Source organism: Flavobacterium sp. LMO6 (genome assembly GCF_009495795.1).
Taxonomy (GTDB): domain Bacteria; phylum Bacteroidota; class Bacteroidia; order Flavobacteriales; family Flavobacteriaceae; genus Flavobacterium.
Window position 1 is genome coordinate 12,905 of record NZ_WIBH01000004.1, and the last position, 23,046, is coordinate 35,950.

Consider the following 23,046-nt stretch of genomic DNA (forward strand, 5'->3'; position numbering starts at 1 on the left):
ATAAAAAAAGCACAAATTCTAATGAGTTTGTGCTTTTGTATTTTAAAACAGTTTTGATTATCTGTTCATGTGTTGCATTTCATAAGTGAACGTGTCTAAATCCACATTCATATCTACTAATTTTAACGCTTTATCTACGATATAACCTACGTTTCCAGCAGTAAATCCTAGAGCTAAAGAAAAACGCGTTAATAAATCTTGTTGTTTGTCTCCTAAAACATCGTCGGCATACACCATTCTTGCTAAATCATACAAACGCTCTAAACGGTGCGAATGCATTAAAGGAGGATTAACTGGATATTTTAGAGGGTTTTCTAAAATTTCTTCATATTCTGCATGAGAAATTTCTAATTTGATGGATAATTTCTCTAGGAATTGTTTCTCATTAGGAGTAATTGTTCCGTCTGATAACGCAACTCTAACAATTGCTGAAAAGTGTCCTTTGTTTCTATTTCTAAAACCGCTATCGAATAAATCTGAAATTGACATGTTGTTTATTTTTTTTATTGCGGTAAAATTACACAAAAAATCTATTTTTTTACAACAATTTCACACGCTTTTATGACTAATTATTGGTTTACATATAAAAATAAATCGTAAGTTTGAATTTCACCTAATTAATAATAAAACTATGTCAGAATTTTGGATGTACTTTAATATTGGTCTAAAACACGTGTTAGATGTTAGCGCATACGATCATGTGTTGTTTTTAATAGCTTTGGTAATTCCATATGCTTTTAAAGATTGGAAAAAGGTATTTGTATTAGTGTCACTTTTTACACTGGGGCATACTTTAGCTTTACTTTTATCTGTTTTTGGTGTGGTTCAAATTCAAGCCAGTTTGGTAGAGTTTTTAATTCCTATTACCATTTTAATAACTGCTGTTTTTCAGCTTTTTACTGCTGGTAAAACAGCTAAAAATGAAAGCATCACTTTTGTAGCAATCGTAACATTATTCTTTGGAATTATTCACGGATTAGGGTTTTCTAATTATTTTAAAACCATATTACCCGGAAGCGCTTCTGATAAATTGTTACCGCTTTTAGAGTTTGCATTAGGTATAGAAGCTGCTCAAGTAATTGTTGTTTTGGTTGTTTTAATTATTTCCTATGTGGTGCAAACTTTTTTCCGTTTTTCAAAAAGAGATTGGACTTTGGTTATGTCGGCATTTATAATTGGTGTAGTTTTGCCAATGATTATAGAAAGTGAAATTTGGAACCGATAATGAAAAAGGAAAAAAAAGAGAAATACGATAAAGCGTATTTACGAATTGCCAAAGAATGGGGTAATTTATCCTATTGCCAGCGAAAAAAAGTGGGCGCAATTATTGTTAAAAATAAAATGATTATTTCTGATGGTTACAACGGAACTCCATCGGGATTTGAAAATTGTTGCGAAGATGATGCTAATATAACAAAGTGGTATGTGCTTCATGCTGAAGCAAATGCTATTTTAAAAGTGGCACGTTCTACACAATCTTGCGAAGATGCAACATTGTATATTACACTTTCACCTTGTAAAGATTGTAGTAAATTAATTCATCAATCGGGTATTAAACGAGTGGTGTATCATCAAGAATATAAAGATACTTCGGGAGTTGATTTTTTAAGGAAAGCCGGAGTTGAAGTAGAATTAATTGAAGATTTGAGCTAGAAAAATGAAGATGAATAAAGTATATTTTCCATTAGTAATCGCTGCTGCAGTTGCAGTGGGTTTGTTGCTAGGAAGTAAACTCAATCCTTCTACTGAAAACGCGTTTTTAACTAAAAATGCAAACAAAAACAAACTCAACAAACTTATCGATTTTATTGAAAAAGAATACGTTGATAGTCTCAATACCGATTCTATTGTTGATTTAACTGTTAACGGAATTCTTGAAAAACTCGATCCGCATTCGATTTACATTCCAAAGAGCGAATTACTTGCTGTTGAGCAAAGTATGCGTGGCGATTTTGTAGGAATTGGAGTCAATTTCTACATGTATAACGATTCGGTTACGATTATTAAACCAATTCCAAATGGACCTTCGGAAAAGGCAGGTTTAAAAGCGGGAGACCGAATTCTTTTTGCTGATAAATTTCAACTCTACAATAAAAAATTAGAGAACGACAGCTTGTTTTCTGTCTTAAAAGGAGAACAAGGTTCAAATGTAAAATTAACAGTTTATCGAAAATCTGAAAAGAAGAAATTTGCTGTAAATGTTACCCGGGATGTTATACCGATTAAGAGTGTCGATGTGGCTCAAATGGTAAATAAAACAACAGGGTATATCAAAATCAATCGCTTTGCAGAAAAAACCTACGATGAATTTTTATCGGGTTTAACCCAATTAAAAAAAGAAGGTGCTAATCATATTATTATCGATTTACGAGATAATGGAGGAGGTTATTTAGATTCAGCCGAAAAAATAGCCGATGAATTTTTAAAAAACAAAGAGTTAATTGTAAAAACAAAAAATAAAAAAGGAAAAATTGATACTACTCTTGCTACTGAAAAAGGAATTTTTGAAACAGGAAAAGTTAGTATTTTAATTAATGAAAATAGCGCTTCGGCAAGTGAAATTTTAGCAGGAGCCATTCAAGATAACGATAGAGGTTTAATCTACGGAAGACGCTCTTTTGGAAAAGGATTAGTTCAGCGCGAAATGCCTCTAGGCGATGGGTCGGCTGTACGATTAACCGTAGCTCGATATTACACCCCTTCGGGACGTTCTATTCAAAAGCCTTATGAAGACAAAGGGGAGAATTACTTTAATGAATTTGATAAGCGTTTTCAAAGTGGAGAGTTATACGATAAAGATAAAGTTAAAATTGCCGATAGTTTGAAATTCAAAACCAAAAAAGGAAGAATTGTTTATGGTGGAGGCGGTATAATGCCAGATATTTTTGTACCGTTAGAAGATTCGCACGGGTCAGAAGGTTTAACGATGTTAATGCAATCGGGATTAGTGAATTATTTCGTCTTTGAACAATTGGATCAAAACAGAAAGAAGTTTGAAAAAATTACCACCGAAGTTTTAGATAAAGAAATCAGAACTGGAAATTACTTTAATAATTTCAAGGAATATATGGCAAAAGGAGGCTTGCTTTTTAACTTAGACAATCAAAAGGAAAAAGTGCTATTTTATCTTCATGCAGAATTTGTGCGTCAATTGTTTAACGAAAAAACCTATTACCAATTAATTCTAAAGAAAGACGATATGGTGAATAAGGTGTTGAGTAAGTAATTTATTTTAGAATAGTTTTTTAAAAAGTTTTATTGAAAAATCGCTTAGTAAAATAACTTGAGATAGAACCATTAATCCAAGTATAACTAGGCATAAATAGGTTAAGCGTTCTTTATATCTTATGTTTTTAAGCATTTCTTCAAAGCTTAAAATATCATTTTTGTTAATTTCTTTGATTAAAAACCATATTAAAATCAGACCCAGAATTGATATAATTGTATGAGATGCAATTGTCAAATCATATAATTTTACTTCGTATGTTTTTGATAAAAAATGGATACTAGCTAATAAGAAATAAACGATTGATAATAAAATTCCCAAGTGAGAATTTTTTATAACGTAATAGGTGTCTCCAATATTTACATCAAAAGTTTCTTGAGGCTTAATAAAAGCTAAAACCAATATAATTGGTATTATGATTAAAAATGGTATGTAGGATTTGCTCAATATTAATTCCATGTACTACGGATTAAAAATTATTTCCCCAAAGCATCGTGCACCATTGTATGGTTTCCTTCGTTCCACAATGTTAAAATATCGGTAGCAACCGCAGCACCACTACCGGCAGCTATACTCAACTGACTTCTATGTCCGGCTAAAACGCCAGCTACATAAATGCCTTCAGTAACTAAATGGTCGGTGTTTTTCAATTGGATTCTATTTTTTATCGCTGGAATTTTCTGATGAGGTTCAATAAAACGCTCCAACCCTTCAATTGTAAACGGATTTCCAGCACCAATTGTAATAACTACATTTTTTGCTTGGTAAATAGATTTGTTTGTAGTAATTGTAAAATTTCCGGCTTCACCCAAAACAGAGATAACTTTCTCTCCATGAATTTGTTGTACATGTGGATAAGAGTTCGTCAAATGTTCCAAACTTTCATCCAATAATTCGCTTCCTAATTTCCCGGCAGAGATTCCATAAGCATTATTAAAAACAGCATTTTGTAATGAAGACGCTTTTTGATGTGCAATAATAGCAATCTTTTTATCTGTAGCAAATGGTTTGTTTTGAGCAGAACCTAAAATTAAAGCACACGAAACGCCAGAAACACCTGCGCCAATTACTAAAACATCAAGCATAATATTTTATTTTGTTTTATCTACAATAATTTTTGAATAACGCAATAGTACTAGTAATAAAACGGCACAAATACCAGCAACTACTCCAATTAATGCTACAGTACTTTGACCTTCAAACGGATTTGAATAATCAATTTGAATTAAATTAAAAATTATTAATCCTAAAGCAATGGCAATCGCCACATAAGTAAATATTTTCATTTTTGTAATTTTCTATATAAATAAACCTTTAACATTGGCAGCAAATAGTTTTACCGCTATAGCGAGTAAAATTACGCCAAATATTTTACGAATTACGCCTAATCCGTTATTTCCTAAAAAACGTTCAATTTTTCCAGACGATTTTAAAACAGCATAAACAACTACTACATTTAATACTATTGCAATTATAATATTTATTTTGTCATAAGCTGCACGAAGTGAAAGAATGGTTGTCATTGTTCCTGCGCCAGCAATTAATGGAAAAGCAATGGGTACAATTGAAGCTGTACTTGGGTTGTCTTCTTTGTACAATCTAATTCCTAAAATCATTTCTAATGCTAAAAAGAACAAAACAAACGAACCAGCTACGGCAAACGAATTAGCGTCAATACCAATTAATTTAAGGATTTCTTCTCCAACAAATAAAAAGGCTATCATTATTACAGCTGCCACAATTGTTGCCTTTTCCGACTGAATGTGTCCCATTTTACTGCGTAAATCCACAATAATCGGAATACTTCCTACAATATCAATTACTGCAAAAAGAATCATCCCAATTGTAAATACGTCTTTCCAATTAATTCCTAATTCCATACAAACTGAATATTTCTGCAAATATAAGGATATTGAACAAAGTACGATTTTAATTTAACGATACATTATCAATTACAAGGGCAAAAATCAAGGGCAAATTCAAGTAGCTATACGATTTAAACGCAAATCCCGAAGCTTCGGGAGCAAAGGTTTTTCGCAAAGAGCGCCAAGAAGAAAGTGAAACGTCCGAAGCTTCGGACTCGGTGTGTCTCTAATCAACGCAATCAAATTCATGAAATCTCAGTGTAGCTCTGTGAAAATTTAATCACAAAGAGCGCCAAGTTTTTTTTACAAATAATTACAAAAGAACTCTGTGAAACTTTGTTTTAAAAAAATCCGTCATCATTCGCGCTTCGTAGAATCTGTGTCATCCGCGTGCCAATATCAAGTTCGATTTAAAATCTGAAAATCTAAATTCAAAATCGTATCTTTGCACTTTAATATACACCTATATGTTTCAGCTAAATAAAACCATCGTCTCGGAAGAAATCTTTGAAAAAGAATTTGTTTGTAACCTATCAGCTTGTAAAGGAGCTTGTTGCGTTGACGGAGATGCTGGGGCACCTTTAGATGAAGCAGAAACTAAAATTTTAGCCGAAATTTATCCAAAAGTAAAACCGTTTCTTCGCCCTGAAGGAATAAAAGCTATTGAAGAACAAGGAACACATGTTACATCTGATTTTGGTGAATTAGAAACACCACTTATTGAAGGGAGAGATTGTGCGTATGTAATTTTTGATGGAAAAACGGCGCTTTGCGGAATTGAGCAAGCCTATAATCAAGGAATTGTAGATTGGAAAAAACCAGTTTCTTGTCATTTATATCCTATCCGTGTTAAAGAATATTCTGATTTTGCTGCCGTTAATTATCATAAATGGCATATTTGTTCAGATGCTTGTGCTTTAGGAGAAGAATTAGGTGTTCCGGTATATCAATTCGTAAAAGAAGCACTGGTTAGAAAATTCGGACAAGAATGGTTTGACGAGTTAGATAAAGTAGCTCAGGATTTAAAAAAATAACCTCTTTTTTTTATCTAAAAATCTTATGTGAATAGCTGATTTTTCAGTTACTCACAAGGTTTTAACTTTTGTTTCAACTGTTTTTAAGTAATTGACAATCAGGTAATTAAAAACCTATATTAATTTACTGACAATTTTCAACTTTGTTAAAAACTTCGCATAATTGTGAATAAGTTTGGCTTTCATTTCTCGTTTCAAATGACAAACTTTGTAATCCCCAAATAAGTCATTTAACCAATCATTAACATTATAAAAATCAAATAGCTATGTCTATAGTAGAGCCTATTTTGCAAGAAAACAAAGATCGATTCGTAATTTTTCCAATCAAACACCAAGATATTTGGGAATGGTATAAAAAACAAGAAGCGTGTATTTGGACTGCAGAAGAAATCGATTTACATACCGATTTGAACGATTGGAATAATAAATTAAATGATGATGAAAAATATTTCATTAAACACATTTTAGCATTTTTTGCTGCTTCTGATGGAATCGTAAACGAAAATTTGGCTGAAAATTTTGTAAATGAAGTACAATATCCAGAAGCTAAATTTTTCTACGGATTTCAAATCATGATGGAAAACATTCACAGCGAAACCTATTCGTTGTTGATTGATACCTATGTAAAAGATGAAGTAGAAAAAAATAAATTATTTCATGCGATTGAAACATTTCCTGCGATTAAGGAAAAAGCACAATGGGCATTAAAATGGATTGAATCAGATTCTTTTGCAGAACGTTTAATTGCATTTGCTGCTGTTGAAGGAATTTTCTTCTCAGGTTCGTTTTGTTCTATTTATTGGTTAAAAAAACGTGGATTAATGCCGGGATTAACGTTTTCAAACGAATTAATCTCTCGTGACGAAGGAATGCATTGCGATTTTGCAGTTCATTTACATTCACATCATATTGTGAATAAAGTACCAAAAGAAAGAATTACTGAAATTATAGTTGATGCTTTAAATATCGAGCGTCAGTTTATTACAGAGTCACTTCCGGTAAGTTTAATAGGAATGAATGCGACTTTAATGACACAATATTTAGAGTTTGTTACTGATAGATTGTTAGTAGAATTAGGTTGCGATAGAGTGTATAATTCTTCAAATCCGTTTGATTTTATGGACATGATTTCATTACAAGGAAAAACAAATTTCTTTGAAAAACGTGTAGCTGAATATCAAAAAGCAGGTGTAATGAATTCTGATTCTGAGTCTGGCAAAATTAGCTTCGACGCTGATTTCTAAAAATATTTAAACACATAGGCACATAGTTTTTTCTTAGAGTTTAAGACATTATACTTTTTAAAAGTTGACAAAGTACTATGTGTATTCAGAATGAACTATCTAAATCTGTTTTTTTAAAAGTTTTATCTATGTTTCTATGTGTTTAAAAAAATACAAAGCGCTATAAAATGTCGGGAGACTTGCGCTTGAATTCAATTAATAATAATCGAAAATAGAGAAGGGATTGTCTGTTTTCAAAAAACTAAAAAGCTTATGTATGTAGTAAAAAGAGATGGCCATAAGGAGCCAGTAATGTTCGACAAAATCACTGATAGAATTAAAAAACTATGTTATGGATTAAATGACATGGTAGATGCTGTAAAAGTGGCAATGCGTGTAATTGAAGGTTTATACGACGGAGTAACCACTTCTGAATTAGATAATTTAGCAGCAGAAACCGCAGCATCTATGACTGTTTCTCATCCAGATTATGCGCAACTTGCAGCTCGTATAGCAATTTCTAACTTACATAAGAATACAAATAAATCATTCTCGGAAACGATGAATGAAATGTATCATTACGTAAATCCTAGAACGAATCAAGAAGCACCTTTAATTTCTGATGAGGTGTATGAAGTAATTAAAGCCAATGCTGAATTTTTAGATTCTCATATTATATATACTCGCGATTTTAACTATGATTATTTTGGTTTTAAAACCTTAGAACGTTCGTATTTATTACGAATTAATGGTAAAATCGTAGAGCGTCCACAACACATGTTAATGCGTGTTTCTGTTGGAATTCACATGAATGATTTAGAAGCAGTAATTGAAACTTACGACTTAATGTCTAAAAAATTCTTTACTCACGCAACGCCAACTTTATTCAATGCCGGAACTCCAAAACCTCAAATGTCTTCATGTTTCTTGTTAACCATGAAAGATGATAGTATTGATGGTATTTACGATACTTTAAAACAAACGGCTAAAATTTCACAATCTGCCGGAGGAATTGGTTTGGCTATTCACAATGTTAGAGCTACTGGTTCTTACATCCGCGGAACAAATGGAACCTCAAACGGAATTGTTCCAATGTTGCGTGTTTTTAATGACACCGCTCGTTATGTAGATCAAGGTGGAGGAAAACGTAAAGGAAGTTTTGCTATTTATTTAGAAACTTGGCATGCTGATATTTTTGAATTTTTAGATTTAAAAAAGAATACAGGTAAAGAAGAAATGCGTGCAAGAGACTTGTTTTTTGCCATGTGGACTTCTGATTTATTCATGAAACGTGTTGAAGAAGATGCAAATTGGACCTTAATGTGCCCTAACGAATGCCCTGATTTAGATAATGTGTACGGAGACGAGTTTGAAGCATTATATACTTCTTACGAAGCAAAAGGAAAAGGAAGAAAAACAATTAGAGCACGTGAATTATGGGAAAAAATTCTTGAATCTCAAATAGAGACAGGAACGCCATACATGTTATATAAAGATGCTGCAAACAGAAAATCAAATCAAAAGAATTTAGGAACTATTCGTTCTTCTAATTTATGTACTGAAATTATGGAGTATACGTCTCCAGATGAAATTGCAGTATGTAACTTAGCTTCTATTTCGTTGCCAATGTTTGTTGAAAACGGAAAATTTGATCATGAATTGTTGTTTACGGTAACAAAACGAGTAACACGTAACTTAAATAAAGTAATTGATAGAAATTATTATCCAGTAAAAGAAGCAGAAAATTCAAACATGCGTCATCGTCCGGTAGGATTAGGTGTGCAAGGTTTGGCAGATGCTTTTATTATGATGCGTTTGCCTTTTACAAGTGATGAAGCTAAAAAAGTAAACCAAGAAATTTTTGAAACCTTATACTTTGCAGCTGTTACGGCTTCAATGGAAATGGCAAAAGAAGAAGGGCCATATTCAACATTTGAAGGTTCTCCAATTTCTAAAGGAGAATTCCAACACAACCTTTGGAATATTAAAGACGAAGAACTTTCTGGTCGTTGGGATTGGGCAAGTTTAAGAAAAGAAGTTATGGCAAATGGAGTAAGAAACTCATTATTAGTTGCGCCAATGCCAACAGCCTCAACATCTCAAATCTTAGGAAATAACGAAGCTTTTGAACCTTACACTTCTAATATTTATACAAGAAGAGTATTGTCGGGAGAATTTATCGTAGTAAACAAACATTTATTACACGACTTAGTGGATAGAGGATTGTGGAACGAAACATTAAAGCAAGAAATTATGCGTCATAATGGATCGGTACAACATATCGATAGAATTCCAGCCGATTTAAAAGAATTATACAAAACCGTTTGGGAAATGTCAATGAAAGACATTATCGACATGTCGCGTCAAAGAGGTTATTTCATTGATCAATCACAATCGTTAAACTTGTTTATGCAAGATGCGAATTATGCAAAATTAACTTCGATGCATTTTTACGCTTGGAAATCAGGTTTAAAAACCGGAATGTATTACTTAAGAACAAAAGCGGCAGTAGATGCGATTAAGTTTACTTTAAATAACGATAAAGTAGCCGCCCCAATTGAAGTACAACCACAAACAGAGGTTAAAAAAGTGGAAGCTATTGCGGTTTTAGAAGAACCAGCGGAAATGACTGCTGAAGAATACAGAGCAATGGTAGAAATGGCAAGAAATGCCGGACCAGAAGATTGTGAAATGTGCGGTTCTTAATTATAGAATAGAATATATAAAATAGAATTTAGAAAACAGCCATCACACGATGGCTGTTTTTGTTTTAAAAAATTGCGTTTCAATTCGTACATTTGAAAAAAATAAACAGATTATGTCAAAAGATAAAAAAGGAGTTCATACCGGATTCATAGAAAAAGACGCAGACGGAAATTATTTCTGTGGCGAATATTTGTTGGATTACCAATACACAGAAAAAAGTTTTAAAGTAGGAGATGAAATCAACATCAAATCGGTAATTGTAAATCCGAGTGATAAAAGCTACAATCAGTATCCAAAAAAATCGAGAAATTTCTTTTTGGCAAACGAAAAAGAATAGTTCTAAAATCTAAAATCCGCAATTTTCAATCTAGAATCACATGATGCAATGGGAACAATTATTGTCCTTAAAAAGACAAGGCGATACCAGTAAACGTTTACGTAAAGAGCAAGACGACACGCGTTTAGGTTTTGAAGTCGATTATGATCGAATTATTTTTTCTGCCGCTTTTAGAAGTTTGCAAGACAAAACGCAAGTCATTCCGCTTTCTAAAACCGATTTTGTACACAATCGATTAACGCATAGTTTGGAAGTTTCGGTTGTGGGTCGTTCATTAGGACGTTTAGTTGGAAAGCAAATCATTGCAAATTATCCGCATTTACAAGAAGTTCATGGTTATCAAGCTAATGATTTTGGTGCTATTGTAGCCGCTGCAGCCTTGTCGCACGATATTGGAAATCCACCATTTGGACATTCAGGAGAAAAAGCCATTGGCGAATATTTCAAAACTGGAAACGGATTGCAATACAAAGATCAATTGACTGAAAAAGAATGGCAAGATTTGATAGATTTTGAAGGAAATGCTAACGGATTTTCGGTTTTAGCAGCTTCCCGTGAAGGAATTGAAGGTGGTTTGCGTATTTCGTATGCAACTTTAGGTGCTTTTATGAAATATCCAAAAGAAAGTTTGCCCAAAAAACCAACCTCAAAAATTTGTGATAAAAAATACGGTTTCTTTCAATCCGATAAATCTTTTTTTAACGAAGTGGCTGCTGAATTAGGATTAATTTCAAACAAATCAGGAAATGATATTGGATTTGAGCGTCATCCGTTAGCGTATTTAGTAGAAGCAGCTGATGATATTTGTTATACGATTATCGATTTTGAAGATGGGATTAATTTAGGCTTAATTCAAGAAGAATTTGCTTTAGAATACTTAATTAAATTAGTAAAAAACGGTATCGATACTAAAAAATACAACGAACTTATTACGAAGGAAGACAGAATTAGTTATTTGCGAGCATTGGCTATTGGAAGCTTAATCAATGATGCAGTGGCAGTTTTTATGAAAAATGAAAAAGCTATTTTAGCCGGAGAATTTCCATTTGCTTTGATGGATAAAAGTCAGTATAAAGCCCAAATGAACGACATTATTCAGATTAGCGTAAAAAACGTCTATCAAAGTAAGGAAGTTATTCAAAAGGAAGTCATGGGTTATAAAATTATTAATAATTTGTTAGATGGATTTTGCACTGCTTACAATAAAAAAGTAAACGGTACTGCTTCAAACTATGATGAATTACTTTTAAAATTATTACCAGAACGTTTTCAATTTCAAAAAGAAAATTTATACGATAGATTATTACATATTTGCCATTTCGTTTCTTTATTAACAGATGGTAAAGCATTAGAATTATATAAGACTATTCAGGCAAACAAAAGTTAAAATGTAAAATTGGAGTAAAAAAATTTTGATTTTATTTGTAAAATGCTAATTTTGTTAGAATTAAATCAATTTTAACCCCAATTTAATCATGAAAAAACAATTACTATTTTTATTTAGTGCTTTGTTTGTTTTTTCTTTAAGTTTTGGTCAGTCTAACACTGATAAAAACAAGGAAAAGTCTAGCAAATCTGCTAATGTAGCATCTGTTAATAAGCAATTAACAAAGAAGCAAGCAAAGGCAGTAAGAAAAAAACATGCTAAAAATTTAGCAAAATCTCCTTTCAAAAAAACATTATTGCTTTCTAAACAGGAAAGAAAGGCTGCGGCAATTCCTCCAAACAAGTACTATGAAACCGAATGGGAATTAACAATGGATCCAGAAACAGGAAAGCCTACTCCTGAAAAACTGATACAAGTAAGAGAACAATTAAAAAGAGAAAGACAAAATGCTTTAGCTTCAGGTAGAACACCAGGAGATGCTTCAGATAACAATTGGGTTGAAAGAGGTCCTAATAATGTTGGAGGTAGAGTTAGAGCCATTATGTTTGATCCTAATGACGCTACTTTTAAGAAAGTTTTTGCAGGTGGAGTAAGTGGTGGTTTGTGGGTTAATAATGATATTACTACAAACACGGCTTGGACAAGAGTAGGTATTCCTGAAAACTTATCAGTTTCAGCAATAACTTATGATCCAAATAATACGAATACTTTTTATTTAGGAACAGGTGAATCGTATGTTGGTGGTGATGTAAATGGAGATGGTGTATGGAAATCAACAGATGCAGGTGTTACTTGGACAAAAGTTTTTGGAGGGATTACAGGTCCAACTTCTTTTCAATCAGCAGCAGATTTAACTATTGATAGCCCTGCAGGAATAGCTGGTAATTACGCTTGTTATCCAACAACTGCTTTTGGAATAAACCCTGTTGCGCCAATAACAGCTAACGTTGTTTTAGTAAGTGATAATGTAGCACCATCTTCTGATGGATGTGAAACAATAACAAATGCAGCAGCGTTAAATGGTAAAATTGCACTTATAAGAAGAGGTAGTTGTACTTTTGTTTTAAAAGTAAAAGCAGCTCAAAATGCAGGTGCAATTGGTGTGATTATGATGAATAATGTAGCAGGAACTCCAGTTGCTATGGGTGGTGATGATCCAACCATTACGATACCATCAATAATGATATCACAAGAAAATGGAGATTTAATAGAGGCTGCTCTTTTATCTGGTGCAGTTACAGCTACTTTAAATCCTGTTGTAGCAGGTGCGTTTACTGGTAATTTAGTACCAGGACAACAACATATCAATGATATTAAAGTTAGAAACAATGGTGGCGTTTCTGAAATATTTGTAGCAGTAGGTGATACTTTCTATAGTGCTGCCAACCAAGCAACATATTTAGGAGGACCAGCTTTTGGTTTATATAAGTCGACAAACGGTGGGGCAAGCTGGACTTTATTAACTTTGCCTTTAACAGTAGATAGAAATAGAACATGTCCAAATGATATTGAAATTGGACCTGATAATACAATATGGCTAGCAACTACAAATAGTACGGTTTATGGTGATGGTGGAGGAAGAATTATGTCTTCTACAAATGGTACAACTTTTACAAATAGACATACAGTTCCTTCGGGAAAAAGAACTCAAATTGCAGTGTCTGCTACAAATGCTAATAAAATTTATGTGTTGTCTGAAGATTCTACAAATGGTGAAGCGAATATTTACTTAACAACTAATGGGTTTTCTACCGTTACTACTTTAGCTGAACCTGCTGCAATTCATGGGACAACAGCTACAGATTTTTGTAGAAGACAAGCTTTTTATGATTTAACAATTACTGTTGATCCTACAAATGATGCTATAGTTTATATAGGTGGAATTGATATTCATAGGTCATCAAATAGTGGTGGATCTTGGCAAACAATTTCAAAATGGTCTTCTGGATATGGTACCGGAGTTTCTGTTGCGCATGCAGATCAGCACGCAATGGCTTTTAGACCCGGAAATTCTAATCAGGCCATATTTGGTCATGATGGAGGTGTAAGTTACGCGTCGAGTTTATCTACAGCAGCTTCTTCTACGACAGCAATAGCAACAAGAGTAAATGGTTTAAATATTACTCAGTTTTATAGTGTAGGTGTTGCTCCAACACAGGTAGTAAGTGGTTTAACAGGAGAATATTTTGCTGCAGGAGCACAAGATAATGGTACGCAATATTTTGCAAATGCCTCTGCTGGTTTAAATTCAACAACGCAATCACAAGGAGGAGATGGTGCATATACTTTGTTTGATCAAGGGGCTGATAAATATTATATTTCAAATTATGTTTATAACAATAGTATAAATTATAGACCAGTAAGTGGATTAACAAGGGTAATAAATAATGAAAGTTTTAATAATGGTGCTTTTATAGCTCCTATGGCTTTAGATTCTAATTTAGACATATTATATTCTGATTATTCAACTTCATTAGGGGCTTTTCAAATTAGAAGGTATAAGAACTTAAAGTCTGGAACTGTACAAAAAACAATTTTAACAAATGCTTTATTAACTGCTTCACCAACTGCAATAACTGTTTCTCCTTATACAACTACTACATCATTATTGCTTGTTGGTACTAGACTGGGAAAATTACTTAGAGTTTCTGTTTCAAATCCAACGACTACAGCAACCCCATCTACAACTTGGACCGATATCACAGGACCATCTTTTGTAGGAAGTATCTCTGATGTAGAATACGGAGCATCAAATAATGAAATTTTTGTTACTATTCATAATTACAATGTTGTTAGTATATGGTATACTAAAGACGGAGGAACTACTTGGTTAAATAAAGAAGGGAATTTTCCAGACATACCAGTTAAATCAATTTTACCAAATCCTTTAAAAAATGTGGGTGGTTTTGCTACCGAAGTAATTATTGGAACTGAATTAGGGGTGTGGTATTGTAATAATTTTGATTCGGCAACTCCGGTTTGGAATCAATCATATAATGGAATGAGCAATGTAAAGGTTGTTGATTTAGATATGAGAAATGATTATACAGTTTATGCAGCTACTTATGGAAGAGGTGTTTTTTCGGGTATGTTTACAAATACTACACTTTCATCTTCTGATTTTTCTCAATCAAATAATATAAAAATTTATCCTAATCCTGCTAAAGAATTAATTAATATAGCTATTTCAAATTATTTAGGGGATTTAAAAGTAGAAATGTTTGATATAAACGGTAGATTAGTAAATACTAAATCGGTAGATTTTTCTGGTAATTATTCAATCGAGTTAAACGCATTAACTGCTGGAGTATATATCGTTAAATTAACGGGAACAAACTTAAATTATTCAGAGAAAATAGTTGTAAACTAGTTCTGAACTAAAGATTTTAAAAAGCCGGTGAATTTTATTCACTGGCTTTTTTGTTTTATATCATTAGGTTTCTTTTAAAGGATTATTCTAAAGTTTTGTATGCTTTCCAATGCAAATAAGAATTTTGTTTTGTAATGGAATAAAACGAGTAAAATATATAGCTTTTCTTTTTCTAAAGAAGTTAGAAGATTGTATAAAATAAAAAACCTCTCCATTGGAGAGGTTTTAATATGTTGCTAATAAAGATTATTAAGCTTCAAACGGAACTACAGATACATATGATTTGTTTTCCGCTTTCTTTTGGAATTTTACAACTCCATCAACTTTAGCATGTAAAGTATGATCTTTTCCCATGTAAACATTTTCACCTGGGTTGTGCTTAGAACCTCTTTGTCTAACAATGATGTTTCCAGCAATAGCAGCTTGACCACCATAAATCTTAACGCCTAAACGTTTCGATTCTGATTCTCTACCATTCTTCGAACTACCGACACCTTTCTTGTGAGCCATGATGTTATATTTTAAATGTTATTCTTCAGTTTTTGGTTTTTTAGTCGCTTTTGCTTTTGGCTTAACTTCTTCAGTAGTTGTAGCTGTTTCAACTTCAACTTCTTTTTTAGCAGCTTTTTTCTTAGCTCCAGCAGCAACAATTCCTTCAATTAAAATTTGAGTGAATGATTGTCTGTGACCGTTTTTCTTTTTGTAACCTTTTCTTCTTTTCTTTTTGAAGACAATTACTTTATCACCTTTTAAGTGTTGTAACACTTTGGCTTCTACAGAAGCTCCTTCTACAGCTGGGGCGCCTAAAGTTACTGTTCCGTTTTCATCTAATAAAAGAACTTTGTCAAAAGAAACTTTAGTTCCTTCTTCTGAAGCTAAACGGTGAACATAAACCTTTTGGTCTTTGCTTACTTTGAATTGTTGCCCTGCTATCTCTACGATTGCGTACATAACAATGATTTTAGTTAAAAATTTTAAGGTTGCAAATATACAATAATTTATAAACCAAACAACTATTCTTTAGATTAAAATAACGAAAAATATATTTTAGTCATTTTTTTTAAATTTAAATTGCATTTTATTGTAACATTATTTCGAAATTGCGTCTTATTAAAATTATATCAACAAATTAATAACGTATGAAAAAATCTTTAATGGCTTTAGGAACTGCACTTATGCTTGGCGGAACTGCTTCAGCTCAAAAAGTAACATTCGAAGAGTTTGATTTAGACAACGGACTACACGTTGTGTTACATCAAGACAATTCGGCTCCAGTAGTAATTACTTCGGTTATGTACCACGTAGGAGCAAAAGACGAACAGCCAAATCGAACAGGATTTGCACACTTTTTTGAACACCTTTTATTTGAAGGTACAAAAAATATTGGTCGTGGTGATTGGTTTAAACTAGTTACAGCAAATGGTGGAAACAACAATGCAAATACTACAGACGACAGAACGTATTATTATGAAGTTTTTCCTTCAAATAATTTAGAATTGGCAATTTGGATGGAGTCTGAAAGACTAATGCATCCTGTAATCAACCAAATAGGTGTTGATACACAAAACGAAGTTGTTAAAGAAGAAAAAAGATTACGTGTTGACAATCAGCCTTATGGGAACTTAATTAAAGCTGTAAAGCAAAATATGTTTAAAGTGCATCCATATAAATGGACTACCATTGGAGAAATGGAACATTTAGATGCTGCAACTTTAGAAGAATTCTTAGCTTTTAATAAAAAATTCTATGTGCCTAATAATGCTGTTTTAGTAATTGCAGGACAATTTGATAAAGCGCAAGCTAAAGAATGGGTGAATAAATATTTTAGCTCAATTCCAAAAGGTGCTCCTGTAACTCGTCAAAAAGTTGAAGAAGCTCCTATTACACAAGAATTTAAAGCTTCTTGGGAAGATCCAAACATTCAAATTCCTATGTTGGTTGCTTCTTACAGAACTCCTTCAATGAAATCTCGCGATGCAAGAATTTTAGATATGATTTCTACTTATTTATCAGATGGTAAAAGTTCTAAGTTGTACAAAAAAATTGTTGACGATAAAAAAATGGCTTTACAAATTGGAGCTTTCAATTATAGTCAAGAAGATTATGGTATGTATTTAATTTATGGTTTACCAATGGGAACTAATACAACAGAATCTATCTTAAAAGAAATTGACGAAGAAATTGTTAAAATGCAAACAGAATTAATTTCTGAAAACGATTTTCAAAAACTTCAAAACAAATTTGAAAGTAACTATGTAAGTAATAATGCTTCTGTGGAAGGAATAGCTGATAACTTAGCAACTTACTACATGTTATATGGTGATATCAACTTAATTAATACTGAAATTGATATTTATCGTTCTATTACAAGAGAAGAAATCAGAGAAACAGCAAAAAAATACCTAAACTCAAACCAAAGAATGATTTTAGATTATGTTCCTGCTAAAGACAAAGCTCAAAACTAAGATCGAAAGAATATGAAAAAATTTATATACATCGCAGCCAGTTTATTTTTAACAATAACTATGCAAGCTCAAGATAGACCACAACCAAAAGCAGGTCCTGCTCCAACTATTAACATTAACAAGCCACAAAGTTTTGTGCTTAAAAATGGTTTAAAAGTGTTAGTCGTTGAAAATCATAAATTACCAAGAGTATCTTTTAACTTAACATTAGACAATCCTCCTTATGCAGAAGGTGCTAAAAAAGGAGTTTCAGATATTTTAAGTTCAATGATTGGGAATGGAACAGAAACAGTTTCAAAAAATGCTTTCAATGAAGAAATTGATTTCTTAGGAGCTAATATTGGCTTTTATTCATCTGGAGCATATGCTAGTGGATTGTCTAGATATTCAAAAAGAATATTAGAATTAATGGCAGACGGAGCTTTGAATCCTTTATTTGTTCAAGAAGAATTTGAAAAAGAAAAAGAAAAAATAATCGAAGGATTAAAATCTAGTGAGAAAAGCGTTAGCGCTATTGCGGGTAGAGTTGAAAATGTTTTAACTTACGGTAAAGAACACTATAAAGGTGAATATACTAGCGAAGAAACATTAAATAATGTAACATTAAACGATGTAATTTTAAACTATAACACGTATTTTGTTCCTGCAAATGCTTATTTAGTAATTGTTGGTGATGTTAATTTTAAAGAAGTTAAAAAAGAAGTTGAAAAACTTTTTGGAAAATGGAAAAAAGCTACAGCTCCTCAATTGTCATACTCTAATCCAAAAGATGTTCAATATAGCCAAATTAACTTTATCGATATGCCAAACGCAGTTCAATCTGAAATTGCTTTGGTAAACTTGTCAAATTTAAAAATGACAGATAAAGAATACTTTGCAGCTTTATTGGCTAACCAAATTTTAGGTGGCGGTGGAGAAGGAAGATTATTCTTAAACTTACGTGAAAAACACGGTTGGACATACGGAGCTTATTCTTCAATTGGTTCAGGTAAATACATTAATAAATTTCGTTCAGGTTCGTCTGTTAGAAATGTAGTAACAGATAGTGCTGTTGTAGAAGTTTTTAATGAATTAAAAAGAATTAGAACAGAATTAGTTTCTGAAGAAGATTTAAAAAATGCTAAAGCAAAATACATTGGAAACTTTGTAATGCAAATTGAAAAACCATCAACAATTGCGGGTTATGCATTAAATAAAGAAACTCAAGGTTTGTCAGATGATTTTTACGAAAACTACATTAAAAATATTAATGCAGTTACTGCAGAAGATATTAAAAATGCAGCAAATAAATATTTCTTAGCAGATAAAACAAGAGTTGTAATTGTAGGAAAAGCAGCCGATGTTTTACCTGGTTTAGAAGCAATGAGTAAAGCTGAAAAATTACCAATTTTCTATTTTGACAAATATGGTAATCCTACAGAAAAACCAGAGGTTAAAAAACCAGTTCCAGCAGGTGTAACAGCTCAATCGGTTTTAAATAATTACATCAATGCAATTGGTGGTGAAAAAGCAGTTAAAAACGTAAAAACGTTAGCTGTTTACTCATCAGGAACAGTTCAAGGAACAGCTTTAGAATTAGTTGTTAAAACGACATCTAAAAAACTAGGTGTTGAAATGAAGGCTATGGGAATGACAATGATGAAACAAGTAGTTAATGAAAAAGAAGCTTACATGGTACAACAAGGTCAAAGACAGGATTTCAAAGACCAAGAGTTAAAAGACATGCAGGCTGATGCTACTACTTTTAAAGAATTAGCTTTATTAACAGATAAAGATGTTACTTTAACTGGTATAGAAAACATCAATGGAACAGATGCTTATGCTATTAAAAGCGGAAAATCTACTTATTTCTATGACGTAAAAACTGGATTTAAAGTAGCAGAAGCTAAAGAATTAGAGCAAGCGGGTCAAAAAATGACACAAACTACTTACTACCAAGATTATAAAGATGTAAAAGGATTAAAATTCCCTTACAAAACAATCATGAATGTAGGTATTGAAATCGAATTAACTACTACTGAAGTTAAAATTAACGAAGGTGTAACGGATGCCGATTTTAAATAAATAAAGCATAAATTACTAAGAGCGCTCAAGAAATTGAGCGCTTTTTTTATTTTCTACTAGAAAAATATACACCAATTAAAACAATTAATGCACCCAATAACTGAATTAACGAAAGGGTTTCATTCATAAATAAAGAGCCTAATGTAAAAGCAACTACAGGAATTATATAAGTTACTGAAGAAGCAAATACAGGTGATGAAAGCTGAATTAACTTAAAGAATAATATGTTTGAAAATCCGGTTCCAACAATTCCTAAAACAGCAATAAAACCTAATGATGTTTGTACTTTAGTTTCGTGAATTATATCAAAAAATCCTGTAAAATACAAAACGATTAATGCAGGAATAAACATAATTACAAAATTTCCGGTACTTATTGTTAGTGGTTTTAAATCAGATAAATATTTCTTAATTAAGTTAACATTAATGCCATAAAATATAGAAGCAATTATGATTAATATGGCATAATAATAATTTTCGGTTGTGTTTTCTCCACCTCCAAATAATACTAATAACACACAGCCAAAAAAACCAATAATTACACCAAATATTTGTCTTCGTTGTACGTCTAATCCAAAAAAGAAAAGGCCAACTAATAATGTGTTTAATGGTGTTAGTGAATTTAAAATGGAACTTACTGAACCATCAATTTTTGATAGTGCTATTGCAAACAAATAAGCAGGAACAAATGTTCCAAAAAGAGAGGTTAATGCAATATATTTCCATTTGTATAATGGAATTTTTGAAATATGTTTGTATCCTACAATCATTAAAAAAATGGCAGCAAATAAAATACGTAAACTTCCTAGTTGAATAGAATTTACGCCTTTTAAGCCAAACTGCATTAAAATAAAAGAACTTCCCCAAACGCAGCCTAAAAAGCCTAATAAATACCATTTTGTCGAATTGTTTTCCATAGCATAATTTTATCTGTCAAAATTCAGTCTTTATTTTTAAAATCACACTATGAATTTTTGTAATTTTGCAAAGTCTTTATTTAGAGACAAATAATTTAATTTAAACGTGTATGAAAAATTTAAAAAATATCGGTTTTACTCTTCTAATTGCGCTAACTTTTGCAAGTTGTAAACAAGAAAGTAAAGAAGTAGCTTCAGAAGTTGCTAAAAAAGAGGTGGTTTCAGAAGCTGATTTAGCTAAAATGCAAACTGCTAGCTTTACAATTGATGGTATGACTTGTGCTATGGGTTGTGCTAAAACAATTGAAAATAAATTAGCTAATCAAGATGGAGTAGGAGAAGCTGTTGTGGATTTTGATACTAAAATAGCGACGGTTAAATTTGATGCTGAAAAGCAATCGTTAGAATCGTTAACTAAAACCATTGAAGCTGTTGCTGGTGGTGATTCTTATAAAGTAACAGAATCGAAAGAAATGTAATTAATTTTGTTGTTCTGAACTTGTTTAAGTTTGTTGAATCTTCGATTAATTCTGTTTTAATTCTAAATTTTTAGAAGCTTAATCGAGTTCAGAATAACAATACATATTTACTTCCACTCCAAAGTTTCCATAATTCTTTTCATATCTTCTTTTAGATATTGTGCGGCAGGGTAAATAGAATCGAAATTAGGTTTTGCATAAAAATATACACTTCCTACTATAAAGTTTTTTGTGCTATCAGTTGCGTAAAACTGAGCATTTGTTGCCGCATTTCCGCCTACTTCATAAAACATTCCGTAGACTTTTTTGTTGTCATTTATAAAAGGTTGCTCTATAATGTCATCTGCTTTTACTACGTGGTTGTAAGTTAGTGTTTGAGCATCTCGCAATAATTTATCGATGTCATTATTTACCGATTTATGTGTAATGTAAATCGTAGCTTTCATTTTTGGATAATTAATCTCAAATGAACAAGACTTGTTTTTTATTGTAGTTAAATCGTTTTTTTCAAAAGTAAATAAACAATCAGAATCTAGTTCGGAGTATTTAGAGCGTGGATATTCTAAACTCAAATGACTTTTTGGTTTTGGTACTGCGTCATCTCCGCAAGAAATAAACAGTAAGAACAAACTTAAAAAACTAATTTTCAATATTTTTTGTATCATGATTACTATAACGTAACTTTTATTTGTTTTATTCTTCTCTTATCTACATTTTCGATTGTAAAAATAAGATTATGAAATGTTATTTTCTGACTTTTTTTAGGGAAATTACCCGAAATTTCTAGTAAAAATCCAGCTAAAGTTTCGGCTTCTCCTTTTTGTCTTTCAAATTCTTCTTCGTTAACATCAATTATTCGATAAAAATCTTTTAAACTAATTTTTCCTTCAAATAAAAAGTTGTTATCATCAATCTGAGAATAAATCAAATCTTCATCGTCAAATTCATCACTTATATCGCCTACGATTTCTTCCAAAACATCTTCTAAAGAAATAATTCCCGATGTTCCACCATATTCGTCAACAACAACTGCCAAGTGGCTTTTCATGCTTTGAAAATCTTTCAATAAATCGTCTAGTTTCTTGTTTTCAGGAACAAAAAAGGGTTCGCGTAAAAGTTCTACCCAATTGAAATTATCGTTGTCAATATGTGGAATTAAGTCCTTAATAAACAAAATACCTTCAATTTGGTCGATATTTTCTTTATAAACAGGAATTCGCGAATATCCTTTTTCAATAATTTTAGGCATTATTTCCTTAAAAGTTTCTTCAATATTTAAGGAAAAAACATCAATTCTTGGACTCATTACTTGTCGGACTTCGGTATTTCCAAAAGTTACAATGCCTTCTAATATTTTCTGTTCTCCATCTGTGGTGTCTGACTGCGAAGTTAATTCTAGCGCTTGAGAAAGTTGGTTTACTGAAAAATTTCCTTTTTGTACATTCAGTTTCTTTTCAATAAAATGAATACTATTTCGCATAGGAACACTAATAGGCGATAATATTTTGTTTAATAATGAAATTGAAACTGCTACTTTTTGAGCAAATACAATATTATTACGATTTGCGTAAATTTTAGGTAAAACTTCGCCAAATAATAACAAGAAGAAAGTAACAAGTACAACTTCTAGAGTAAATCGTAATGCTGAAGAAGCTATGCTGTTAAACATTTTTCCGCTAAAAGATGAGAAAAGAATTACGACAGCTATATTTACAAAATTATTGGCTACTAAAATGGTAGCTAATAGTTTTTTTGGTTTTTCTAATAGTTCAGAAATTAGATTTCCTTTATTGAAATCTTTTTCCATTATTTCGTCTATATCTTTTTGAGATAAAGAAAACAGAGCTACCTCTGAACCTGAAATAAATGCAGAGCAAATAAGCAATAATACAATTGCTATAATTCCAATTAGAAACTCAAAATCTATCGAATAAAATAAACTGGCGGGATCAGGATCCAAATTTCACTAAATTA

Annotated in this window: 22 protein-coding genes; 12 read left to right on the top strand and 10 right to left on the bottom strand. The window is 31.9% G+C overall.

Annotation, left to right across the window (positions count from 1 at the left end; translation table 11 throughout):
* Positions 1 to 57 precede the first annotated feature (57 nt).
* Positions 58 to 489 carry a TerB family tellurite resistance protein gene (locus tag GFJ99_RS05180; protein WP_008254954.1) on the bottom strand — a complete coding sequence of 144 codons (432 nt, stop codon included), beginning with the start codon at positions 487 to 489 and terminating at the stop codon, positions 58 to 60.
* 142 nt (positions 490 to 631) lie between these two features.
* On the opposite strand from GFJ99_RS05180, the gene GFJ99_RS05185 reads away from it, so the two are divergent.
* The 3 genes from GFJ99_RS05185 to GFJ99_RS05195 are packed head-to-tail and all read left to right on the top strand — an operon-like array spanning position 632 to position 3,226.
* Positions 632 to 1,225: a HupE/UreJ family protein gene (locus GFJ99_RS05185; RefSeq protein ID WP_153207821.1), complete on the top strand. Its 594-nt coding sequence runs from the start codon at positions 632 to 634 to the stop codon at positions 1,223 to 1,225.
* The gene (locus GFJ99_RS05190; RefSeq protein ID WP_008254951.1) at positions 1,225 to 1,653 is read left to right on the top strand and encodes a dCMP deaminase family protein; all 429 of its coding nucleotides are present in this window, start codon (positions 1,225 to 1,227) and stop codon (positions 1,651 to 1,653) included. Before GFJ99_RS05185 ends, GFJ99_RS05190 begins: the two co-directional genes overlap by 1 nt.
* A 4-nt stretch (positions 1,654 to 1,657) precedes the next feature.
* Complete coding sequence (locus GFJ99_RS05195; RefSeq protein ID WP_162523948.1) at positions 1,658 to 3,226, top strand: S41 family peptidase; 1,569 nt, start codon at positions 1,658 to 1,660, stop codon at positions 3,224 to 3,226.
* 6 nt (positions 3,227 to 3,232) lie between these two features.
* Here GFJ99_RS05195 and GFJ99_RS05200 read toward each other — a convergent pair whose 3' ends face one another.
* The 4 genes from GFJ99_RS05200 to GFJ99_RS05215 are packed head-to-tail and all read right to left on the bottom strand — an operon-like array spanning position 3,233 to position 5,106.
* The gene (locus GFJ99_RS05200) at positions 3,233 to 3,685 is read right to left on the bottom strand and encodes a hypothetical protein (protein WP_153207823.1); all 453 of its coding nucleotides are present in this window, start codon (positions 3,683 to 3,685) and stop codon (positions 3,233 to 3,235) included.
* A 17-nt stretch (positions 3,686 to 3,702) separates the two neighbouring features.
* Entirely contained in the window at positions 3,703 to 4,311 is a 609-nt protein-coding gene (locus GFJ99_RS05205) for an FAD-dependent oxidoreductase (protein ID WP_153207824.1), read from the bottom strand.
* Positions 4,312 to 4,317: 6 nt separating this feature from the next.
* Positions 4,318 to 4,512 (bottom strand): hypothetical protein, encoded by a 195-nt coding sequence (locus tag GFJ99_RS05210; RefSeq protein ID WP_153207825.1) that lies wholly within the window; start codon positions 4,510 to 4,512, stop codon positions 4,318 to 4,320.
* Between the two features lie 12 nt (positions 4,513 to 4,524).
* Positions 4,525 to 5,106 carry a MarC family protein gene (locus GFJ99_RS05215; RefSeq protein ID WP_153207826.1) on the bottom strand — a complete coding sequence of 194 codons (582 nt, stop codon included), beginning with the start codon at positions 5,104 to 5,106 and terminating at the stop codon, positions 4,525 to 4,527.
* Positions 5,107 to 5,558: 452 nt separating this feature from the next.
* On the opposite strand from GFJ99_RS05215, the gene GFJ99_RS05220 reads away from it, so the two are divergent.
* The 6 genes from GFJ99_RS05220 to GFJ99_RS05245 all read left to right on the top strand — a co-directional run bounded on the left by GFJ99_RS05220 (position 5,559) and on the right by GFJ99_RS05245 (position 15,148).
* A complete protein-coding gene (locus GFJ99_RS05220) occupies positions 5,559 to 6,125 on the top strand; it encodes a DUF3109 family protein (RefSeq protein WP_008254941.1) in 567 nt (188 codons plus the stop codon).
* Between the two features lie 266 nt (positions 6,126 to 6,391).
* Entirely contained in the window at positions 6,392 to 7,369 is a 978-nt protein-coding gene (locus tag GFJ99_RS05225; protein WP_008254939.1) for a ribonucleotide-diphosphate reductase subunit beta, read from the top strand.
* Between the two features lie 252 nt (positions 7,370 to 7,621).
* A complete protein-coding gene (locus GFJ99_RS05230) occupies positions 7,622 to 10,054 on the top strand; it encodes a ribonucleoside-diphosphate reductase subunit alpha (RefSeq protein ID WP_153207827.1) in 2,433 nt (810 codons plus the stop codon).
* Positions 10,055 to 10,166: 112 nt separating this feature from the next.
* Positions 10,167 to 10,391, top strand: coding sequence for a hypothetical protein (locus GFJ99_RS05235; protein WP_040470453.1), 225 nt, complete (start codon positions 10,167 to 10,169; stop codon positions 10,389 to 10,391).
* A 43-nt stretch (positions 10,392 to 10,434) separates the two neighbouring features.
* Positions 10,435 to 11,778 (top strand): deoxyguanosinetriphosphate triphosphohydrolase, encoded by a 1,344-nt coding sequence (locus GFJ99_RS05240; RefSeq protein ID WP_040470311.1) that lies wholly within the window; start codon positions 10,435 to 10,437, stop codon positions 11,776 to 11,778.
* 88 nt (positions 11,779 to 11,866) lie between these two features.
* Positions 11,867 to 15,148: a PA domain-containing protein gene (locus GFJ99_RS05245; RefSeq protein WP_153207828.1), complete on the top strand. Its 3,282-nt coding sequence runs from the start codon at positions 11,867 to 11,869 to the stop codon at positions 15,146 to 15,148.
* A gap of 249 nt (positions 15,149 to 15,397) precedes the next feature.
* On the opposite strand, the gene rpmA is transcribed toward GFJ99_RS05245, so the two are convergent.
* Both rpmA and rplU read right to left on the bottom strand, forming a co-directional pair.
* The gene (gene rpmA / locus GFJ99_RS05250; protein WP_008254927.1) at positions 15,398 to 15,658 is read right to left on the bottom strand and encodes a 50S ribosomal protein L27; all 261 of its coding nucleotides are present in this window, start codon (positions 15,656 to 15,658) and stop codon (positions 15,398 to 15,400) included.
* Positions 15,659 to 15,676: 18 nt separating this feature from the next.
* The gene (gene rplU, locus GFJ99_RS05255; protein ID WP_008254924.1) at positions 15,677 to 16,099 is read right to left on the bottom strand and encodes a 50S ribosomal protein L21; all 423 of its coding nucleotides are present in this window, start codon (positions 16,097 to 16,099) and stop codon (positions 15,677 to 15,679) included.
* 188 nt (positions 16,100 to 16,287) lie between these two features.
* Here rplU and GFJ99_RS05260 point away from each other — a divergent pair, with 188 nt between their 5' ends.
* Both GFJ99_RS05260 and GFJ99_RS05265 read left to right on the top strand, forming a co-directional pair.
* Positions 16,288 to 17,613 carry a pitrilysin family protein gene (locus tag GFJ99_RS05260; RefSeq protein WP_153207829.1) on the top strand — a complete coding sequence of 442 codons (1,326 nt, stop codon included), beginning with the start codon at positions 16,288 to 16,290 and terminating at the stop codon, positions 17,611 to 17,613.
* Between the two features lie 12 nt (positions 17,614 to 17,625).
* Positions 17,626 to 19,677 carry a pitrilysin family protein gene (locus GFJ99_RS05265; RefSeq protein ID WP_153207830.1) on the top strand — a complete coding sequence of 684 codons (2,052 nt, stop codon included), beginning with the start codon at positions 17,626 to 17,628 and terminating at the stop codon, positions 19,675 to 19,677.
* 46 nt (positions 19,678 to 19,723) lie between these two features.
* Here GFJ99_RS05265 and GFJ99_RS05270 read toward each other — a convergent pair whose 3' ends face one another.
* On the bottom strand, positions 19,724 to 20,593 hold the full coding sequence (locus GFJ99_RS05270) for a DMT family transporter (protein WP_153207831.1): 870 nt from the start codon (positions 20,591 to 20,593) through the stop codon (positions 19,724 to 19,726).
* Between the two features lie 110 nt (positions 20,594 to 20,703).
* On the opposite strand from GFJ99_RS05270, the gene GFJ99_RS05275 reads away from it, so the two are divergent.
* On the top strand, positions 20,704 to 21,072 hold the full coding sequence (locus tag GFJ99_RS05275; RefSeq protein ID WP_153207832.1) for a heavy-metal-associated domain-containing protein: 369 nt from the start codon (positions 20,704 to 20,706) through the stop codon (positions 21,070 to 21,072).
* A 107-nt stretch (positions 21,073 to 21,179) separates the two neighbouring features.
* On the opposite strand, the gene gldD is transcribed toward GFJ99_RS05275, so the two are convergent.
* Entirely contained in the window at positions 21,180 to 21,737 is a 558-nt protein-coding gene (gene gldD, locus GFJ99_RS05280) for a gliding motility lipoprotein GldD (protein ID WP_153207833.1), read from the bottom strand.
* A gap of 5 nt (positions 21,738 to 21,742) precedes the next feature.
* The gene (locus GFJ99_RS05285; RefSeq protein WP_153207834.1) at positions 21,743 to 23,032 is read right to left on the bottom strand and encodes a gliding motility-associated protein GldE; all 1,290 of its coding nucleotides are present in this window, start codon (positions 23,030 to 23,032) and stop codon (positions 21,743 to 21,745) included.
* Positions 23,033 to 23,046: the final 14 nt, after the last annotated feature.

Coding starts and splice junctions, on each gene's coding strand:
- GFJ99_RS05180 (WP_008254954.1), bottom strand. CDS start 489: ATGTCAATTTCAGATTTATTCGATAGCGGTTTTAGAAATAGAAACAAA.
- GFJ99_RS05185 (WP_153207821.1), top strand. CDS start 632: ATGTCAGAATTTTGGATGTACTTTAATATTGGTCTAAAACACGTGTTA.
- GFJ99_RS05190 (WP_008254951.1), top strand. CDS start 1,225: ATGAAAAAGGAAAAAAAAGAGAAATACGATAAAGCGTATTTACGAATT.
- GFJ99_RS05195 (WP_162523948.1), top strand. CDS start 1,658: ATGAAGATGAATAAAGTATATTTTCCATTAGTAATCGCTGCTGCAGTT.
- GFJ99_RS05200 (WP_153207823.1), bottom strand. CDS start 3,685: ATGGAATTAATATTGAGCAAATCCTACATACCATTTTTAATCATAATA.
- GFJ99_RS05205 (WP_153207824.1), bottom strand. CDS start 4,311: ATGCTTGATGTTTTAGTAATTGGCGCAGGTGTTTCTGGCGTTTCGTGT.
- GFJ99_RS05210 (WP_153207825.1), bottom strand. CDS start 4,512: ATGAAAATATTTACTTATGTGGCGATTGCCATTGCTTTAGGATTAATA.
- GFJ99_RS05215 (WP_153207826.1), bottom strand. CDS start 5,106: ATGGAATTAGGAATTAATTGGAAAGACGTATTTACAATTGGGATGATT.
- GFJ99_RS05220 (WP_008254941.1), top strand. CDS start 5,559: ATGTTTCAGCTAAATAAAACCATCGTCTCGGAAGAAATCTTTGAAAAA.
- GFJ99_RS05225 (WP_008254939.1), top strand. CDS start 6,392: ATGTCTATAGTAGAGCCTATTTTGCAAGAAAACAAAGATCGATTCGTA.
- GFJ99_RS05230 (WP_153207827.1), top strand. CDS start 7,622: ATGTATGTAGTAAAAAGAGATGGCCATAAGGAGCCAGTAATGTTCGAC.
- GFJ99_RS05235 (WP_040470453.1), top strand. CDS start 10,167: ATGTCAAAAGATAAAAAAGGAGTTCATACCGGATTCATAGAAAAAGAC.
- GFJ99_RS05240 (WP_040470311.1), top strand. CDS start 10,435: ATGCAATGGGAACAATTATTGTCCTTAAAAAGACAAGGCGATACCAGT.
- GFJ99_RS05245 (WP_153207828.1), top strand. CDS start 11,867: ATGAAAAAACAATTACTATTTTTATTTAGTGCTTTGTTTGTTTTTTCT.
- rpmA (WP_008254927.1), bottom strand. CDS start 15,658: ATGGCTCACAAGAAAGGTGTCGGTAGTTCGAAGAATGGTAGAGAATCA.
- rplU (WP_008254924.1), bottom strand. CDS start 16,099: ATGTACGCAATCGTAGAGATAGCAGGGCAACAATTCAAAGTAAGCAAA.
- GFJ99_RS05260 (WP_153207829.1), top strand. CDS start 16,288: ATGAAAAAATCTTTAATGGCTTTAGGAACTGCACTTATGCTTGGCGGA.
- GFJ99_RS05265 (WP_153207830.1), top strand. CDS start 17,626: ATGAAAAAATTTATATACATCGCAGCCAGTTTATTTTTAACAATAACT.
- GFJ99_RS05270 (WP_153207831.1), bottom strand. CDS start 20,593: ATGGAAAACAATTCGACAAAATGGTATTTATTAGGCTTTTTAGGCTGC.
- GFJ99_RS05275 (WP_153207832.1), top strand. CDS start 20,704: ATGAAAAATTTAAAAAATATCGGTTTTACTCTTCTAATTGCGCTAACT.
- gldD (WP_153207833.1), bottom strand. CDS start 21,737: ATGATACAAAAAATATTGAAAATTAGTTTTTTAAGTTTGTTCTTACTG.